Annotated in this window: 11 protein-coding genes; 4 read left to right on the top strand and 7 right to left on the bottom strand. The window is 75.4% G+C overall.

Annotated elements, in window-relative coordinates; genetic code table 11:
- Positions 1–135: 135 nt before the first annotated feature.
- On the bottom strand, positions 136–384 hold the full coding sequence (locus ACZ470_RS14290) for a type B 50S ribosomal protein L31 (RefSeq protein WP_468427164.1): 249 nt from the start codon (positions 382–384) through the stop codon (positions 136–138).
- Between the two features lie 50 nt (positions 385–434).
- On the bottom strand, positions 435–599 hold the full coding sequence (gene rpmG, locus ACZ470_RS14295; RefSeq protein WP_468427165.1) for a 50S ribosomal protein L33: 165 nt from the start codon (positions 597–599) through the stop codon (positions 435–437).
- A 141-nt stretch (positions 600–740) separates the two neighbouring features.
- Here rpmG and ACZ470_RS14300 point away from each other — a divergent pair, with 141 nt between their 5' ends.
- The 4 genes from ACZ470_RS14300 to ACZ470_RS14315 all read left to right on the top strand — a co-directional run bounded on the left by ACZ470_RS14300 (position 741) and on the right by ACZ470_RS14315 (position 4,162).
- The gene (locus ACZ470_RS14300) at positions 741–1,325 is read left to right on the top strand and encodes a TetR/AcrR family transcriptional regulator (RefSeq protein ID WP_468427166.1); all 585 of its coding nucleotides are present in this window, start codon (positions 741–743) and stop codon (positions 1,323–1,325) included.
- A gap of 90 nt (positions 1,326–1,415) precedes the next feature.
- Positions 1,416–2,765, top strand: coding sequence for an MFS transporter (locus ACZ470_RS14305; RefSeq protein WP_468427167.1), 1,350 nt, complete (start codon positions 1,416–1,418; stop codon positions 2,763–2,765).
- A 69-nt stretch (positions 2,766–2,834) separates the two neighbouring features.
- Positions 2,835–3,593 carry an SDR family NAD(P)-dependent oxidoreductase gene (locus ACZ470_RS14310; protein WP_468427168.1) on the top strand — a complete coding sequence of 253 codons (759 nt, stop codon included), beginning with the start codon at positions 2,835–2,837 and terminating at the stop codon, positions 3,591–3,593.
- Between the two features lie 59 nt (positions 3,594–3,652).
- Positions 3,653–4,162: a hypothetical protein gene (locus ACZ470_RS14315; RefSeq protein WP_468427169.1), complete on the top strand. Its 510-nt coding sequence runs from the start codon at positions 3,653–3,655 to the stop codon at positions 4,160–4,162.
- Positions 4,163–4,186: 24 nt separating this feature from the next.
- Here ACZ470_RS14315 and ACZ470_RS14320 read toward each other — a convergent pair whose 3' ends face one another.
- Genes ACZ470_RS14320 through ACZ470_RS14340 form a run of 5 tightly spaced genes read right to left on the bottom strand, consistent with a single transcriptional unit; the run spans position 4,187 to position 16,560 of the window.
- Positions 4,187–5,923: a hypothetical protein gene (locus tag ACZ470_RS14320; RefSeq protein ID WP_468427170.1), complete on the bottom strand. Its 1,737-nt coding sequence runs from the start codon at positions 5,921–5,923 to the stop codon at positions 4,187–4,189.
- On the bottom strand, positions 5,920–9,450 hold the full coding sequence (locus ACZ470_RS14325) for a vWA domain-containing protein (RefSeq protein ID WP_468427171.1): 3,531 nt from the start codon (positions 9,448–9,450) through the stop codon (positions 5,920–5,922). Before ACZ470_RS14325 ends, ACZ470_RS14320 begins: the two co-directional genes overlap by 4 nt.
- A gap of 5 nt (positions 9,451–9,455) precedes the next feature.
- Complete coding sequence (locus tag ACZ470_RS14330; protein ID WP_468427172.1) at positions 9,456–10,625, bottom strand: ATP-binding protein; 1,170 nt, start codon at positions 10,623–10,625, stop codon at positions 9,456–9,458.
- Between the two features lie 35 nt (positions 10,626–10,660).
- Positions 10,661–15,709 carry a hypothetical protein gene (locus tag ACZ470_RS14335; protein ID WP_468427173.1) on the bottom strand — a complete coding sequence of 1,683 codons (5,049 nt, stop codon included), beginning with the start codon at positions 15,707–15,709 and terminating at the stop codon, positions 10,661–10,663.
- Positions 15,706–16,560, bottom strand: coding sequence for a DUF4132 domain-containing protein (locus tag ACZ470_RS14340; protein ID WP_468427174.1), 855 nt, complete (start codon positions 16,558–16,560; stop codon positions 15,706–15,708). The genes ACZ470_RS14335 and ACZ470_RS14340 overlap by 4 nt, the downstream gene beginning before the upstream one ends.
- Between the last annotated feature and the right edge of the window lie 195 nt (positions 16,561–16,755).

Consider the following 16,755-nt stretch of genomic DNA (forward strand, 5'->3'; position numbering starts at 1 on the left):
GCTCCATCCTGGCCCGGCGACGGCCGGCGGGACGCCGCGCCACACCGCGGACGGCCCGGCATCGCGAGCGCGGTGCCGGGCCGTCGGGCCGGTGCGGTGGCTCGCCGGCCGTCGCCGGGCCTGAAACCGCCGCCGTCAGCGGCGCGTGCCGTAGCGCCGCTCGAAGCGCTCCACGCGGCCCGCGGTGTCCACGACGCGGGAGGTGCCGGTGTAGAACGGGTGGCCGGCCGACGAGATCTCGACGTCGACCACGGGGTAGGTGACGCCGTCCTCCCACTCGACCGTGCGCTCCGTCTCGATGGTGGATCGGGTGAGCAGCCGGAAGCCGGTCGCGCGGTCACGGAAGACGACGGGGCGGGAGACGGGGTGGATGCCGTGCCTCACGGGGGTGTCCTTCCTCTGGGGCCTCCGCCGCCGGGCGACGGAGGCGGGGTTCATCGTTCTTCGCGGAAGAGGACGTGCTCGCCGACGACCGGGTCGTACTTCCGCAGGACCAGCCGGTCGGGGTCGCTCAGACGGTTCTTGCGGGTCACGTAGGTGACTCCGGTACCGGCCGTCGACTTCAGCCGGACGACCGGCCGCGCGGTACTGCGTGCCATGAGGTGCTCCTTCCGCCATCGCCCGAGCCATTTGACTCGAACATGTCAGACTGCTCCTTCAACACGCCCCTCCTCACGGTTGTTCCCGAGCGCGTCGACAGTTATTGACCGATCATTCCAGACACCTCTATGCTCCTCGACGTGGCCAGGACCAAGGAATTCGATCCGGACGCCGCGCTCCAGTCGGCTCTCGAGCTGTTCTGGCGGCGCGGCTACGAGGCGACGTCCATGGCGGACCTCGTCGAGCACCTCGGCATCGGCCGCGCCAGCCTCTACGCGACCTTCGGCAGCAAGCACGAGCTGTATCTGAAGGCCCTGGACCGGTACACCGAGACGCGCGACCAGGCTCTCCTCGCCGAGTTGTCCCAGCCGGGCCCCGCGCTGCCCGCGGTAAGGGCGGTGGTGCGCCGCTTCGCCGCGGAGGCCGCCTCCCCGCAGGGCAGGCTGAACGGCTGTTTCGTCACCAACACCGCGGCCGAACTGGCCCCGCACGACCCCGCGGCGGCCCGCCGGGTCGAGATCAGCTGGGAGCACCTCGAGACCCCGCTGCACTCCGCGCTCGTACGGGCCCGGGCCCAGGGCGAGCTGCCCGAGGACCGCGATCCGCGTGCGCTGGCCCGCATGCTGCTCGTCCTGCTCCAAGGCGTACGGATCGTCGGCAAGGCGTCGAACGACCCCGCCCGGGTACGGGACGCGGCCGAACAGGCCCTGGCCCTGCTGGACTGACCCACACCCACCGTAGCCACCGAACCCACACCGGGCTCGCTGCCGCATGCCCAAATAATGAACCGATCGGTCAAATATCAGGAGGAAGGCATGACCGCCACGGGCACGGCCCGCGCCGCCACGGCGCGGCGACAGAGACGCGCCTTCGTCCTCCTCGGCGGCGTCCAGGCCACGCTGATCTTCACGCTCGCCGCGATCGCCGTGCCGCTGCCCGGCATCGGGCGCGAATTCGGCCTGGTTCGCTCGGACTTGATCCTGCTCAGCGCCGCCTACGGACTGACCTTCGCCGGGCTGCTGCTCTTCGGCGGACGCCTCGCGGACCGCTACGGCGGACAGCGCGCCCTCATCGCGGGCCTGGTCCTCTTCGCCGCCGCCTCGGCCACCGCCCCGCTCGCTGCCGACCTGGGAACACTGCTCGCGGCGCGCTTCGCGCAGGGCGCGGGAGCGGCACTGATCGCGCCCGCCGCCATGGCCGTGCTCCGCGCCGTCTTCCCCTCCCCGCCCGCGTACGGCAGGGCGATGGCCACCTGGGGCGGACTCTCGGTGCTCGGCGCGACCGCGGGCAATCTGCTCTCCGGCGTCATCTCGGCGCTGCTGTCCTGGCGTTGGACCTTCGCCGTGCCGCTCGTGGTGGCCCTGGCGGCCCTCCCCCTCGCGTTCAGGCTGCTGCCGGACACGTCGCCGAGCCGAGGCAGGACCCTCGACCTGCCCGGTGCCCTGCTCGCCACCGCCGGGATCACGCTCGCCAGTTACGGGCTCGTCGTCACCGATGCCCGCCCCTGGTCGTCGGCCGGCGTGCTCGTGCCGCTGCTCGGCGGGGCCGCGCTGCTGGCCGCGTTCCGGTACGCCGAGCGCCGCGCCCGCGACCCGCTGCTGCCGCCCGGCTTCCTGCGCGGCCGGCGGCGGGTCCCCGCGCTCGCCGCCGTCGCGCTGAGCGCGTGCGGAACCGCGATGACGTTCGTGGTTCTCTCGCTCCAACTCCAGCAGGAGCGCGACTGGTCGCAGTTGCGGACCTCGGCGGCGTTCGTACCGTTCGCCGCCGCGCTGATCGTCTCGGGCCGGGCGGCAGGACCGCTCATCGGAAGGTACGGGGCCCGAACCGTCACGGTGGCCGGGCTCGGCACCGGCGCGGCCGGGCTCGCCCTCCTCGCGCTGACCGGGACCGACCCACACCTCTCCTACGCGTACGGACTGCTGCCGGGCCTCGTCCTGCTGCCGGCCGGCGCGGCGGCCTCCTTCGCGGCAGCCGCCGTGCTCGCCACCGAGGGCGTGCCGCGGGGGCGGACCGGGCTCGCGGGCGGTGTGCTGAACACCGCGATGGAAGTCGGTCCGACCGTCCTGTTCGCGGTCCTGCTCGCGCTCGGCAGCGATGCCCTGTCCCTGGCCGCCACAGGGGCCGCTCTCGCCGCCGTGGCCCTCCTCAACCACCGCGCCACGTAGTCCATCACCGCCCATCGCTCACCGCCCATCGCTGTCCATCACCGCCCATCGCTCAAAGGAGCCATCGAAATGAACCGCTTCACCGGCAAGACCGCTCTCGTCACCGGCGCCGGCTCCGGCCTCGGCCGCGCCATCGCGCTCGCCTTCGCCGCCGAGGGCGCGTCCGTGGTCGCCGCGGGACGCACCGCCGCGACCCTGCACGAGACCGTCGGTCTCATCGAGGCCACGGGCGGCACTGCCACCGCCGTCACCGCCGATGTCACCGACTCCGGCCGACTCCGGAACCTGGTGCGCGAGAGCGTCGCCCGCTTCGGCGGACTGGACATCGCGGTCAACAACGCCGGGATACTCCGCGGCACCGTGGCCGCCGGTGAGGTGAGCGAGGAGGACTGGGACGCGGTGCTGCGCACCAACGTCACGGGCGTCTGGCTGGCCATGAAGCACGAGATCGCGCACATGAAGGAAAACGGCGGCGGCGCCATCGTCAACATCTCCTCCAACCTGGGCGCACACCTGCGGATCCCCAACGTCGCCGCGTACATCACCTCGAAGGCGGCGGTCTCGGCGCTGACCCGCGCCGCCGCCCTCGACCACATCCACCAGGGCATCCGCATCAACGCCGTCAGCCCCGGCGCCTCCGCCGCTCCCATGTCGCTGCGGCCCGGCGAGACCGAGGCCGACCGTGCCGAGCGGGTGAAGACGGAGAACCCGCTCGGCCGGCTCGCGGAAGCCGAGGAAGTGGCCGCCGCGGTGCTCTATCTCGCCTCGCCCACGGCCGGCGCGGTGGTCGGCGCCGACCTGGTCATCGACAGCGGCTCCTCGGCCTGACGGTCCGTGGGGCCTGGGGTGCCGACATCAAATCGGCCCCGGACGGGCAGATTTGAACCATGTCCACCCATGCGACGGCTTCGCCCGGAGTGCAGGTCTGTTCCCTGAAGCGGGACACACCGCAGTCGATCCCGGCGAACAGCCCTTACACGATCATCAGATTCCCGTTCGGGGCCGCGGAGTCCACGGACCGGTTCACGATGCACCAGGTCAACCAGCCCGACGGTTACGTGATCACGAGCTGGGACACCGACGACCGGTCCGGGCTCATATGGCCCAGCACGGCCGGCTGGGGCGTGCTGTACGCGATGATCCAGTGGGAGGCCGGCGGATACGGCGAACTGCGGGACCAGTTCGTCCGGGATCCGCTCGGCCTCACCCCGGCACCCAACGACACCACGGCGACGGAGCACCGCCCGCCCAGCCCCGGCATGCAGTGCTGGACGAAGCAGTGGGGCATCTTCGTCGACCCGGCCGTCCCGCTCGCCGTGCGCGCCACCCATGACGACGGCGTGGCGCGGGACATCGTCCTGGCGGAGTTCAAGCTCGTCATCCACGAAGCCGCCTGACTCCGGTCGGGCCGCGCGCCCGGGCTACGCGGCGTGGGTCCCGGTCGCGGCGGCTCCCCAGGCGTCCGCGCACAGGGACCGTTCGACCGCGTCGGTGTAGACGGCGGCGGCGAGCCAGGACCGGGCGAAGTGGTCCGTGTCCGCCGGGAGCAGCCGGCCGAAGGCGTCGCGGGAGCGGTCGGCGGCGGCGGTGTGGAGGGCGTCGAGGAGATCGGCCGCCGTGGACAGGCCGTGACGGCGCAGGCGTGTGCCGTCGCCCGACCGGTCCCGGGCGAAGGCGAGGACCCGCCGGCCCCCCGCCACCGCCTGGTGGACGCGTCGGCGCAGCAGGTGCAGTGGCGCCTCGTCCCCGGTGGGCAGGACGTGGACCGGTGGCGCGACCGCACCGGCCGGCAGGTCCGCGTGCTGGAGGCGGTCCAGGCCGAGGTCCACCCGGGCGTCCGGGTCGGTGGGGTGCTCGGCGGCGAGGAGCAGGGCGCGCGGGGTCGGTCCCGGCGTCAGGCGCGCGACGATCCGCAGTCGGCTGCCCGCGGCGGCGGCGAGCAGGCGGAGGTTCGCGCGGTAGGGCAGTGACGGGTCGTCATGGGCGGTGACCAGCACCAGGGGCAGTCCCGCGCAGTCCGCCAGCAGGCAGTCGCCCGTCGTCTCCCGCACCGTTCCGGTGAGGGTCACCTCCAGGAAGAGCAGGTCCTGTCCGCCGTTCAGCGCCCGTGTCACCTGCTCGGCCGCGGGTACCGCCCACAGCCGGTCCAGCGGCTCGGCGCGCCACGCGGCGCCGGACGCGCGGACGGCACGCACCCCGGCTCCCGCGCCGAGTCGGCCCGTCGGGGAGACGGTCGCACCGGACACGGCCAGGCCGGCGCGCGACAGTTCCCGGTGGGTCAGGGAGGTGTCGCCGATCCGTACGGCCCGGTCGGCGGCGCCGGTCGCGCGGGCGGGCCCGCCCGGTGCCACGTCCGAGACCGTGTACAGGCGTCCGTCGGCGTCGGCCGTCCAGGTGACCGCGCCCGCGTATCCGGTCGCCGTGAGGACGGGCTCGGAGAAGAGCCCGTAGAGGCGCAGGGAGCCGTCCGGGCGGTACGGCTGCCGGGCCGTGCCGCGCAGTTCGGCGAGGTCCGGGCCGGTGGCGTGCGGGAGGCGGTGGGCGACGCCGAGGGCACCGGCCAGCGCGTCGGCGAGGTCGGTGAGCCGGTGTGCGGGGTCGGCGGAACGGGCCGCGCGCACCCCGGTCACCACCGACACCGCCGCGGCGGAGACCCTGGGGAGGCCGGCCAGGCGGGCGGTGTGCGCGGCGTGCAGGAGCTCCGCCTGGAGGACGGCGCCGGCCCCGTCCGTACCGGCCTCCAGGACGGCGGCGGCCGCTCCGAACACCGCTCGGGCGGCGGCGCGCTGCTCGTCGGTGGGAGCGTCCGCCGTCGGCTCCGCCTCTGTCTCGTCCGGCGCCTCCGTGGGCGCGGCGGGGGCCGGGGCCTCGTCGGCGACCGGTGCGGCCGAGGCCGCCGCCGCGCGGTGCAGACAGTCGGGGGCCAGCAGGCATCCGCAGCTGATCGCCTCCGCGGCGGTCACTGTCCCGCCGGGGGCGTGCAGTACGACATCGGTGTCGTCGTCGACGGCGATCCGCACGGTGTCGCCCTCGCGGACGGCCGGACGCGCCATGAGTTTGGTGACGCCCGAGTCCAGCCGCTTGCGGAGCCGGGGCGAGAGCGCCGCGACGAGTTCGGCGGTGACGGACGGGACGACCGGGGGCAGGTCCGGGCTCATGCGATCTTCTCCCCTACCCAACGGGCGAGTTCGAGTGGGCTGAGGGCCGCGACGGGCATGCCGGCGGCGACGAGTTGACCGGCGACTCCGGTGGAGTAGCGGGGCCGTCCCGTGTCGTCGAGGCTGGCGCAGCCCAGGACGTGGCAGCCGGCCGAGACGAGGGCGCGGACCTCGGCGAGCAGGCCCCCGAGGGGATACCCCTCCTCGAAGTCGCTGACGACCACGACGAGGGTGCGCGAGGGCACGGTGACGAGCTCGCGGGCGTGCCGCAGTCCGGCGGCGATGTGGGTGCCGCCGCCGACGCTGACCTCCAGCAGGAGCGACAGCGGGTCGTCCACGTGCCCGGTGAGGTCGATGACCTCCGTGGAGAACGCCAGGAAGTGGGTGGAGAGCGTGGGCACGCCCGCCAGTACCGAGGCGGTCAGCGCGGCCCACACCGTGGACGCCTCCATGGATCCCGAGACGTCCGTGACCAGGATCAGCCGCCAGTCGGCGGCCCGGCGTCCCCGGGTACGGAACACCGGTCGCTCGGGGATCACTTGGACCGTGCCGTCGGCGGCGCGGCGCGCGGTCGCCAGGTTGGCCCGCAGGGTGCGGGGCAGGTCCAGGCCGCCGCCGGGGCGTCGGCTGGGGCGTGGCAGGGCGGTGCCGTGCAGGGCCGGGCGCAGGCGGGTGGCCAGCTGCCGGGTCAGCGCGTCGACCAGCCGCCGTACGAGCGGGCGCAGTGCGGCCAGCCGTGCCTCGGGCAGTCCGCCCGCGTGTCGCAGGACGGTGCGCAGCAGGTCCACCGAGGGGCGCACGCTGTCCGCGTCCAGTTCGGCGAGGACGTCCCTGCGGCCCGACGCGGCGGCGGTCGCCAGGACTTCCTCCCGGATGCCCGGTCCGAACAGCGCGGCCAGTTCCTCGGACCACTCCCGCACCCCGGGGTACGGCGCCTGCCGTCCGCCGCCGGCTCCGTGGCCCGTGAGGTCTCCGCGGCTGCCCTCGCCGCGACCGCTGCCGTACAGCTCGTCCAGCGCGGTCGCGAGCGGTGCGGCGGACGGCGGCAGTCGGTCGGTGCGGCGGCCGAGGAGGAGGCGCCAGCGGTCGGCGGGGGCGATGCGGTGGTTGGGGGGCGGAGGCGCGGCGTCCTGCGGGGCGGTGCTCGCGGTTCCCTCCGGGGTGCCGCCCGACGGCGTGGGCAGCAGCCCCAGTGACCGCAGGGTCTCGCGGGCCGCGAAGTCCGCCGCGGTCCAGGTGGCGAGCGCGGCCGGGTCGACGCCGTCCGTGTCGGCGACGTGCGTGCTGTCGAGGCGCTCCTCGACGGCCGCGAAGAGACGGTCGCGGGCGGCGGGGCTCAGGGTGTCGAAGCCGCCGCGCAGTGCGGGGAGCCGGTCGAGGAACGCCCGGTCGGGCAGCTCGGTGACGCGGGCGAGCAGGGGCTCCAGTGCGGGCGGGGCCGCCTCCAGCAGGGGGCCGGCGGCGGTCAGCAGTCCGCCGAGCCGGGCGGTGAGGGCGGCGCGGGAGTCGGGGTCGGTGGCCCCGTCGACCCAGGAGGCCACGCGGTCGCCGAAGGCGTGCGCGTCCTCGTGTCCGAGCAGGACGCGGACGGCCCCGGCGGCGCCGCGCATCAGCGGGGAGCCGCCGGTGGCCAGGCGGTCCAGGGCGTCGGCGAGCCGGATGCCGCCCAATGGGTCGGCCCGGTGGGCGAGTTCGAGGAGGGCGTGGGCGTCGGCGGGGTCCTCGGACCCGGTCAGTCCGTCGACCTGTCGCACCGCTGCCGCCGTGAGCAGGTCCGCGGCGGCGCCGGCGCGGGCCTCGCGGTCCGGCTCGGCGGGGAGCCCGGGGACATGGCCGGCCCGCAGCCGGTCGAGCAGGGCCAGTCCGGCGAGGAGTTCCGGCAGGGTGCCGGCTCGGGGCAGGATGTCGGCGACGTCGCCGAGCCGTTCGTCGGCGAGCCCGGTCAGTCCGCACTCCGCCGCCCGTTCCAGCCCTTCGAGGGTCCCTGCGGCGGTCGGCCCGCCGTCTTCCCGTTCCTGGCGGCGCCGTTCGCGCAGGACGCCTTCGGCGGCCTGCGCGGGGGTGACTCCGCGTACTCCGGCGGCGGTCAGCACGGCCGCCGTGGCCGGTGTCCAGCGCACCTCCCAGCGGGAGGTGAGGGCCTCGGCGCCACCCGCTCCGGCGACCTCCTTGGCCTCCCCGTAGGGCACCCCGCACACCGTCAGCCGGCGCAGCAGCAGTTCACGCTGCCGGTCGAGGTCGGACCGGAGCGGGTCCAGCCGCAGGTCCCGTGAGGGGCCGGGGCCGTCCGCGTCCGGTCCGGGCAGGCCGAGCCACGCCAGCTCGTTCTCCACCGCGGGGACGAGTCCGCTGCGTGGTGCCTCCGGGGCGGGGCGGCCTGTGCGGGTGCCGACGAGCACCCGCTCCATCGCCCGCGCCACGGCCCGTCCCCGCCCGTACGGCTCGCCCTGCGCGAGCACCGTCTGGACGGCTTCCACCAGTTCGCCGCGCCCGGCCGCGGGCAGGCCGCGCAGCCGGGCGAGATCGGAGGCGAGCCGGCTGATCTCCCGGGCGTCGGCGGGTCCCGAGGGGTGCCCGAGCCCGCGCAGTTCGGCGCAGACGCGTACGGCCGCCCCGGTCAGCGCCTCCTCCAGGGCCGCCGGGTCGCCCGCCGCCCGCAGGACCATGTCCTGCCACTCCGGGTCCCGGATGCCCGCCGGGTAGCCGGACCGCTCGTCGAGGAGGGCGTAGGTGTACGGGATCAGCGAGGTGTTCCACTCGGGCCGCTGTGCGTCCGCGGCCGTTTCTTCCTCCTCCGCGTGCCGCTCCAGGAGCGCCGGGGCGTGGAAGGCGCCGACCACCACGGCGGCCCGTTCGCCCCGCGCGGTGGCCTCGGCCAGCCGGGCCCGCATCCAGCGTTCCCGCCGCAGGTCCAGCTCCGGTACGCCGCCCGAGGCGACCGCGTCCTGGCGCAGGGCCCAGCCGGTGAGGAGGGCGGCCCGGCGCAGGGCCTCGGGTGGGGAGCCGGGAGCGGGCGCCTCGACGAGCCGGTCCCACAGGTCGTCCCCGGGGCGGCCCGTCAGCCGGGTCCGCAGCGCGGTGGCGAGAGCGGGGCCGCCGGGCCGCGTTCCCTCGGCCCGGCGTCCGTCGCTCCACGCGCGGTCGGCGAGCGGCAGGTCGCAGGCGATCACCGGTACGCCGTGCCGGGTGGCCCAGCGTACGGCGGCCAGTTCCGGCGAGAAGTCGGCGAACGGGTAGAACGCCGGTCCCCCGCCGGTCCCGTCGCCGGGGGCGGCGGCGAGCGCCACCGGAGCCCGCGTCTCCTCGTGCCCCAGCCAGGGCAGCCACCGCTGCATCTCCGCGGGCAGTTCGACGAGCAGCACCTCCGGCTTCGCCTCGTCCAGCAGCGCGGGCACGGCGGCGGCCAGGGACGGCGCGTGGTGCCGTACGCCGACGAGACAGGGCGCGGACGGGCCGGTGAGCAGGGCGAGCGCCTCGTCCGGGGTGACGGGCGGGGCGGCGGGGGCGGCCCCGTGGGAGAGGGACACGGTCGTCAGCCCTCCAGGACCGTACGCAGGTCCCACAGGGTGCGCCAGGTGGCGGAGCCCTGTTCGGCGCGGCGCCGGACGGGTCCGTCCCAGTAGCCGCGCAGCCGGGCGGCGTCGGCGGGGTCGTCCTTGCGGACCACGCCGAGCAGATGGCCGGGCAGCAGTCCGAGCACGTCGCGGTCGCCCGGGAAGTACGCCGCCGCGAGGGCGAGCGCCCCGGCGACGGAGACGGCCTCGGCGGTGCTCATCACCGTCGACGGCCGTTCCACTTCCCAGCCCTCCGCCGACCGGCCCTCGCGCAGGTCACGGAACGCGGTGACGAGGGCTTCCAGTACGGCGTCGTCGACCTGGAACGGTGCCCCGGCCCGCTCCACGGACGCCCGTGCCTGTCCCCGCACCAGCGCGGTCTCCGCGTCGAGGTCGCCGATGGGGCCGACGGTCTCGAAGTTGAAGCGGCGTTTGAGGGCGGCGGACATCTCGGAGACGCCCTTGTCGCGGAGGTTGGCGGTGGCGATCAGGGTGAAGCCGGGTGCGGCGTGTGCCAGGGCGTCGTCCGTGCCGGCCAGTTCGGGCACGGCGATGCGCCGCTCGGAGAGCAACGACACCAGGGAGTCCTGCACTTCGGGCAGGCAGCGGGTGACCTCCTCGACGCGGGCGACGGCGCCGCGGGACATGGCGGTCAGCACGGGGGACGGCACGAGTGCCTGCCGGGTGGGGCCCTGTGCGAGCAGCAGCGCGTAGTTCCAGCCGTACTTGAGCTGGTCCTCGGTGGTGCCGGCGGTGCCCTGCACGACCAGGCCGCTGGTGCCGCACACGGCGGCGGAGAGCAGCTCGGACAGCATGGACTTGGCGGTGCCGGGCTCGCCGACGAGCAGCAGGCCGCGCTCCCCCGCCAGGGTCACCACGCATCGCTCGACGAGCGCGCGGTCGCCGACGAACTTGCCCTCGATCACCAGGCGGTGCGGCACTCCGTCGGGGGCCTCGGCGCCGTCGGGCAGCTTCAGGGCACGGCCCTCGCTGCCCATGACGAAGGTGACGACCGCGCGCGGGGTGAGCCGCCAGGCGGGCGGGCGGGGGCCGTCGTCGTAGGCGGCGAGGAAGGCCAGCTCGGTCGCGTAGCGGTCCTCGGGCGGGACGATCTGGCGGGCCGGGGCGGCGGGGAGGGTGGTGGTCATCGGTGCGGATTCTTCCGGGTGCGGGTGGACGGTGGTCATCGGCGGCGGCCCTTGCGGGTGGCGCGGGTGGTGAGTTCCTCGTAGGCGGGGGCGTCGCCGGCGCGGACGCGGTCCCACGCGCGGGCGAACACTTCGGGTACCGGCATCAGGGGGACCGCGCGGGAGTGGCCGGCGACCGGGTAGAGGGCCTGCTTCCAGATCTCCACGGGCAGCGCGGGGGACTTCAGGTCGAGCCAGCCGCAGGGCAGGAAGAGGGTGCGTCCGGCGCGGGCCCGCTTCGCCTCGACGACCAGGTCCGTGGCCGCGAGTTCGGCGCGGGCCTTCTTCATGCGGGCGGGCTTCCAGCCCGTCCAGCGGGCGCAGTTGCGGTCCGTCGGGTCGGGCAGCGCCAGGAGTTGCAGGTAGAGCGCCGCCGCGTCCTCGCCGAGACCGTGGACCTCGGCGACCTCGGCGACCAGGCCGGGCACGCTCAGGGTCGGGTCCTGGGCGTATCCGGTGGGCCCCTGGGGGTCCGTTCCGGCCGCGAGGGCGCGGGCGAGGTCGTCGTCCAGGATCGTCCGCAGTGCCCGCATGCCGTCGCCCCGCGCGGGTCCGACGAGGCCCTCGACCAGTCCGAAGACCGGGTCGTCCGCGGTGGTGAGGGCGCCGGTGCGCACCAGGACGGTCTCCTGGTCGCCGTACCAGGGGCGCAGTACCAGGGCTTCGCCGACGGGCGTCATGCCGTGCGCGTCGGCGCCGCCGGTGGCGGGCAGTCCGTACGCCTTGCGCAGCTCGACGGCGGTCGACGAGCCCTTCTCCGTCCACTCCAGGTCGAGGTCGAGCAGCAGCCCCGGGTCGGCGACCCGGCGGCGCAGCGCGGTCAGCCCGTCCGGCAGGGCGGCGCGCAGGGGGTGTCCCTGGGGCAGGGAGTAGGCGAGCCCGGCGAGGGCGGTCACGGCGCGTGTCAGGTCGTACCGTCCGGGCAGGGCCCGGGCGTCCTCCGGCACCAGGCGGCCGTCCTTGTCGGGTCGCTGCACCGTGGTGCGGCTGATCCAGGGGGTGCGGTGCCAGTTGAGCACCTGCTCGGCGGAGCCGGTGGGCAGGCCGGCCAGGGAGAGCTCCCCGGCGAGGTCCTCGGGCAGGCGGACGACGCCGTGCAGGCGCTCCGCCCACACGCGGCCCGCCGCTTCCGTGTCCGGTCCGGTGGTCCACAGGTCACCGGGGTTCTCGGGCAGCAGTGCGCCGATGAGCGCCGCCCGGTCGCCGGAGCCCAGGGAGGACAGCAGCGCGTCGGCGAGCTGCTTCTGCCGCGGCTTCAGCCCGGTGGCGGCGACGACCTCGTCGGTGAGCTGGGACGGCCTCCCCGCGAGCAGCAGGGCCGCCTGCATGGGGCCGAGCCCGTCCCGAGTCGCGGCGGCCAGGGCCGCGGGTGCCTCCGGCTGCCAGGGGGCGGCGCCCTTGTTCCGGATCAGTTCGGTCACCGCGGCCAGCGCCTCGGCCGGGAAGACCGCCGGGTGCGCGGTCTCCCGCACCAGCGTGAAGTGCGCGACCGCGCCGAAGGCGCCGGCCGGATCGTGGTCCAGGGCCAGCCAGTTGACGCGCCCCTTGTGCCGGTCGACGCTCTCGCAGCCGAGGACCACGACGGTACGGCCGTCCCGGCGCAGCACCTGTCCGACGCGCTCCTGCTTGTCGTGCGGCTCGCTCAGCACGACCTCGCGCAGCGCGCCGCCGGGCGCGGCCAGCGGGCCTTCCGTGATCGCCTCGAACAGCAGCAGCAGTGCCCGGCGGTGCGCCTCCGTCACGGTCGGCGCGGCGGCGCGGTGGGCGAGCGGGCGCAGCACGTCCAGTACGGACGGCCACACCGCGCCGATGCCCGGAACGGTGAACTCCTCGCTGTGCCAGCCTTCGGCGGACCCGTCGGGGCGGGCGGAGCCGGGGAGGGGCTTGCCCTCGGCGGGCTTCCCGGACAGGACGTGGTTCACGGCGCGGATCTGGCGGAGGGCGCTCCAGCGGCGCTCGTTGCCCCACCAGCCGTGCAGCCGGGCGAGACCGTCGGTCGCCTCGCGCAGGGTCTCGTCGTCACCGTCCTCGGGGCTGTAGTCGGCGAACATGCCCTCGACACGCTTGCGTTCGGTCCTGGGCCGCTCGGCCGGGGGCGTCACGAAGGTGGCGACGGACTCCGCGAGGCGCAGTACGGCGCGCACCAGGGAGGTGACGCCGGTGCGCAGCCGGGGCTCGGTGAGAGCGGGCAGAGAGCGGGCGACGACGTCGCGCAGCACCTCGTCGGCGGTCGGAACGGCGGGCTTGTCCGTGGCCTGCGGGGTGGTCCCGTTGTCGGCCTCCGCGTCGGCGCGGCCGGCCGCCGCCAGCTTCGCCTGCCGCTCCGCCAGCGCCCGGGCACCGGCGCTCAGCAGTTCCTCCGCCTGTTCGTCGCTCAGTGCGCGCAGGAGCGCCGACGCGCTCTCGTCGCGCGGCCGCAGCGCGTGCCAGAAGTCGGCCGGCGGGACCAGCCGGGTGCCGGCGGCGAACTCGCCGCCGCGCTCCAGGGGAGTCACCCTGCCCAGCTCCCGCAGGGCGCCGGTGCTGTCGTCGCCCGTGTACAGGACGATCTGGCGGTACTGGGCGACGGCGACGGGCTCGGCTCCGCCGGGCAGCCGCAGCGCGCCGAGCGGGACGCCCGGGATCCGGCCGGCCGCCGCCGGCAGGGTGGTGGTCCGGCCGTCCGGTGTGCCGACGGTGGTGCGGGACTCGTCACCCTCGCGCTCGGTGCGCACCCAACGGCCGAGGACGGTGCCGTCCGTGCCGAACGGGCTGTCCTCCAGGCCGGGTTGGAGGGGCAGCACCGCGCAGTGCTGCTGGAGCAGGGTGGCGTCGTCGCGGATGCCGGACCGCAGGAAGGCCGGCAGCGAGGCCCGGCCGTGGGTGCCGGTGGCCGGGTCGTACTCGAGCCACACCTGCTTGAGTCCCTGCCGTCCCTGGCGCCAGTACGAGGTGCCGTCCCCGAGGATGCGGCGGGCGGGCGGTACGACCGTGTCCCCGGCGTGCAGGGCGCGCCCGCCGGTGGCACGGCCGCCGTCCGGCAGCGGGAGGGAGGTCTCGCCGGCGTCACGGTTGCCGTACCAGAACGGAAGCTTCTCGCCGCCGAGCGGGAACACCTCGGTCGGGCGGGCCGACCAGTAGCCGTACTGCTTACCGTCCTGCGGCCACATCACCAGCAGTTCGCCGTCGGTGTAGCGGAACGACGGGCGCTGCCAGCGGTCCAGGTCGACCGGCAGCCGCAGGTCGTGGTCCAGCAGGATGTCCTGCGGTCCCACGACGATCGCCTTGTGCCGGCGGGAGAGGATCAGGGCCGGCCAGGCCTCCTGGACGGCGAGTGTGTCGTCGTCGCCGCGCCGGGTATCGGCGTCGAGCCGCCGCAGTGCCTCGTCGAGGGCGGGCCAGCCCAGTTCGTCCGGGATGCCGGCGCGCAGGGTGCGGCCGAGCAGCGGTGCGATGTCGAGGGCGGCGACGCGGGCGACGGCGTGCGGGCTGATCCGGGAAGCGATGGCACGGAACGGGCGCAGCCGTTCCAGGACCGTGCGCGCGGCGGGCAGGCCGGCCGCGCCGTCCAGTTCGGCGGCGGTGTCGTCCAGCCACTCGCGGAGCACGTCGGCGAGGACCGGGTGGGCGGCCATGCCGTCCAGCAGTCCCTGGCCGAGGCGGTGGCCGTGGAGGTTCCCGATGGCGGTGTAGAGCAGGCGCCGGCCGCGCGGGTCCGCCGCGACGGCCGTCAGGTCCCGGCCCCCGGGCCGGGTCTCCCGCAGCCAGTCGCCGAGGGCGAGGTGGACGGTCTCGTCGGCCTTGGGCGGGGCCAGCGGCAGGTCCTCCGCCACGCACAGGTCCAGCAGGTCGAGGTCGGCGCCGGCGTGCCAGCGGCCCGTGAAGAGGTCGACGGGACGGCCCTGGGCTCGCAGGTGCGCCGCCATGCGCTCCACGAGTGCGAGGGTGGCGGGCGAGCGGCCGCTGACCGAGCCGCCGTGCTTGCGGTGCAGTGACCAGCGGCTGAGCCAGTCCGCCGCGTCGACCCCGTCCGCCGTTCCGTCCTCGCCGGTCAGCAGCCGGTCGGCGCCGGTCTCGGCGAGCAGCGCCAGCCAGAACTCGTCGTCCTCGGTGGAGCGGCCCAGCCCGGCCGGCATGATCTCCAGCAGCCGGGCCCGTACGGCGGGCCGCTGTTCGGTGAGGACGACGAGCGTCGCCCGGTAGGTGTTCCAGAAGGAGGCGGGGGCGCGGACCGCGGCGGGCGACGCGAGCAGGTCGGCGACCAGGGCGCACTCCTCGGTGACCCGGTCCAGTCCCGCGGCCTTGATCAGGGAGCGGGCGTCCTGGGGCAGTGACGCGTACGGCGGCATGCCGGCCGCGCAGCGCTCCACGGTCAGCTGCCGGAACTGGGCCCAGGCGTCGGCCGGGGTGAGCCGGGCCGAGAGGGCCTTCACATGCTCCTTGAGCGCCTTGACCGTGAGTGCCCCGGCGAAGGCGAACTCCAGGAACACGGCCCGCTGCCGCTCCTCGTCCACGGTCAGCGCGTGCACCCGCTCGGCCTCGCGGGCCTTGCCGAAGAAGGCCGCCGCGTAGGTGGTGTTCTCGTGCTGGAGGAAGACGCGGGCGGCCTGCTCGTAGAACGTGGGCAGGAAGTGCGGGACGGCCCGGCCGAGGCGCTCGCCGAGCGCCTCGAAGCCGTCCTTGGCGGTGCCGGGGCGGGACTTGGCCTGCCGGGCGAGCCGCTCGACGTCCTTGACCAGCGCCAGCGCGTGGTGCCCGTTGGCCGGGTCGTTGACCAGCGCCCAGGCGGGGAAGCCGAGGGTCTCCCGGCGCACCTGTCCGACCTCGCGGGTCTCCGGTTCCCGGACGAGTCCCAGGAAGTCCAGGGCGAGGTCCTCCGCCTCGCCGAGCGTGCCCGGCACCAGCCGCACGACCTGGCGCTCGTCGAGTGCGGCGTGCGTGTACGTGCGGACGGTGAGGACGTCGGCGTCCTCGCGGTCCGTGGTGCCCGGGGGCAGTACGGCGCCGGCGTCGAGCAGCACGGCGGAGGTGGTCCCGTCGTAGGTGAATCCGTCGTACGTCGTCATGCCGCACGCTCCTCGTCCTCGATGTCGCGTCCGGCGTACAGCGCGGCCGCCATGCGCATGCCCTCCGACCAGGCCACCGGTCCGACCTGACCGAGCTTCAGCACCCGGCCCGCCGCGTCGGTGAAGACCAGGGGGCCCGTCTCCGTCTCCTCGTAGCCGTCGTAGTCGCCGACCCAAACCCGGGCCTCGACGGTGCGGCCGTCCTCCACCACGGAGCAGACGGCGTGGCCGCCTCGTACGCGGTAGCCCAGCTGGGTCGCGCGTCCGTGCAGGAACCGCAGTTCCTTGAAGGCGCCGCCCGCGTAGTCCTCGACGGAGGCGGCCTCGGCGTCGAGCGCCGGGGGCCGGTGCCACACCTCGCGGAAGAGCTGCTGGGCGCGCTGTTCGACGCCGAGCTCGACGGCGAACTCCCGCAGTTCCTCCAGGTCGTCGAGGAGCACCGGGTGCGGGAGGCGGACCAGGGCGGGGGTGGCGCGGACGGTGTCGCCGTCGAGATCGACCAGGCCGAGGCCGCGCTCGGGGTCGGCGTCCCGCAGGAATCCGGCGACCGCGCCGTCCGTGCCCGTGACCACGACGTCGCGGAGGGCGGCCTGCCAGGCGGGGTCCGGCCACACCCGCGCCAGGACCTCGAACGGCACCGGCAGCGAGCGCACCATCCACCGCTCCACGTCGGCCAGGCACTGGCGTTCGTGCCGTTCGAGCCATTCGGCGAGCTGACGGAGCCCCACCACCGCCGGATCGTCGGCGATCTTGGACGGTACGGACTTCAGCCGTCGTCCGGCCGCGTTGCGGCACACCACCTTGCCGTCGTCGAGGGCGACTTCGTAGCCGCCTGCCGACACCCACCCCATGCGTGCCTCCCGCACCCGCAGTGATCAAGTGACGGGAACTGTAGATCGTGCCACTGACAACGCGGACCCGGGGGCTGCGTGCGGGGCCGGGCGGCGTGGGCGGCTCCACGGCCATCAGGGTGGTCACAGGCCGTGTCGGGAGGCGGTCCCCGGTCCCGCTGGCCATCCTGTCGGGAGCGGCCCCCTTCCGAGCGA

The sequence above is a fragment of the Streptomyces sp. NPDC031111 genome (assembly GCF_055570675.1).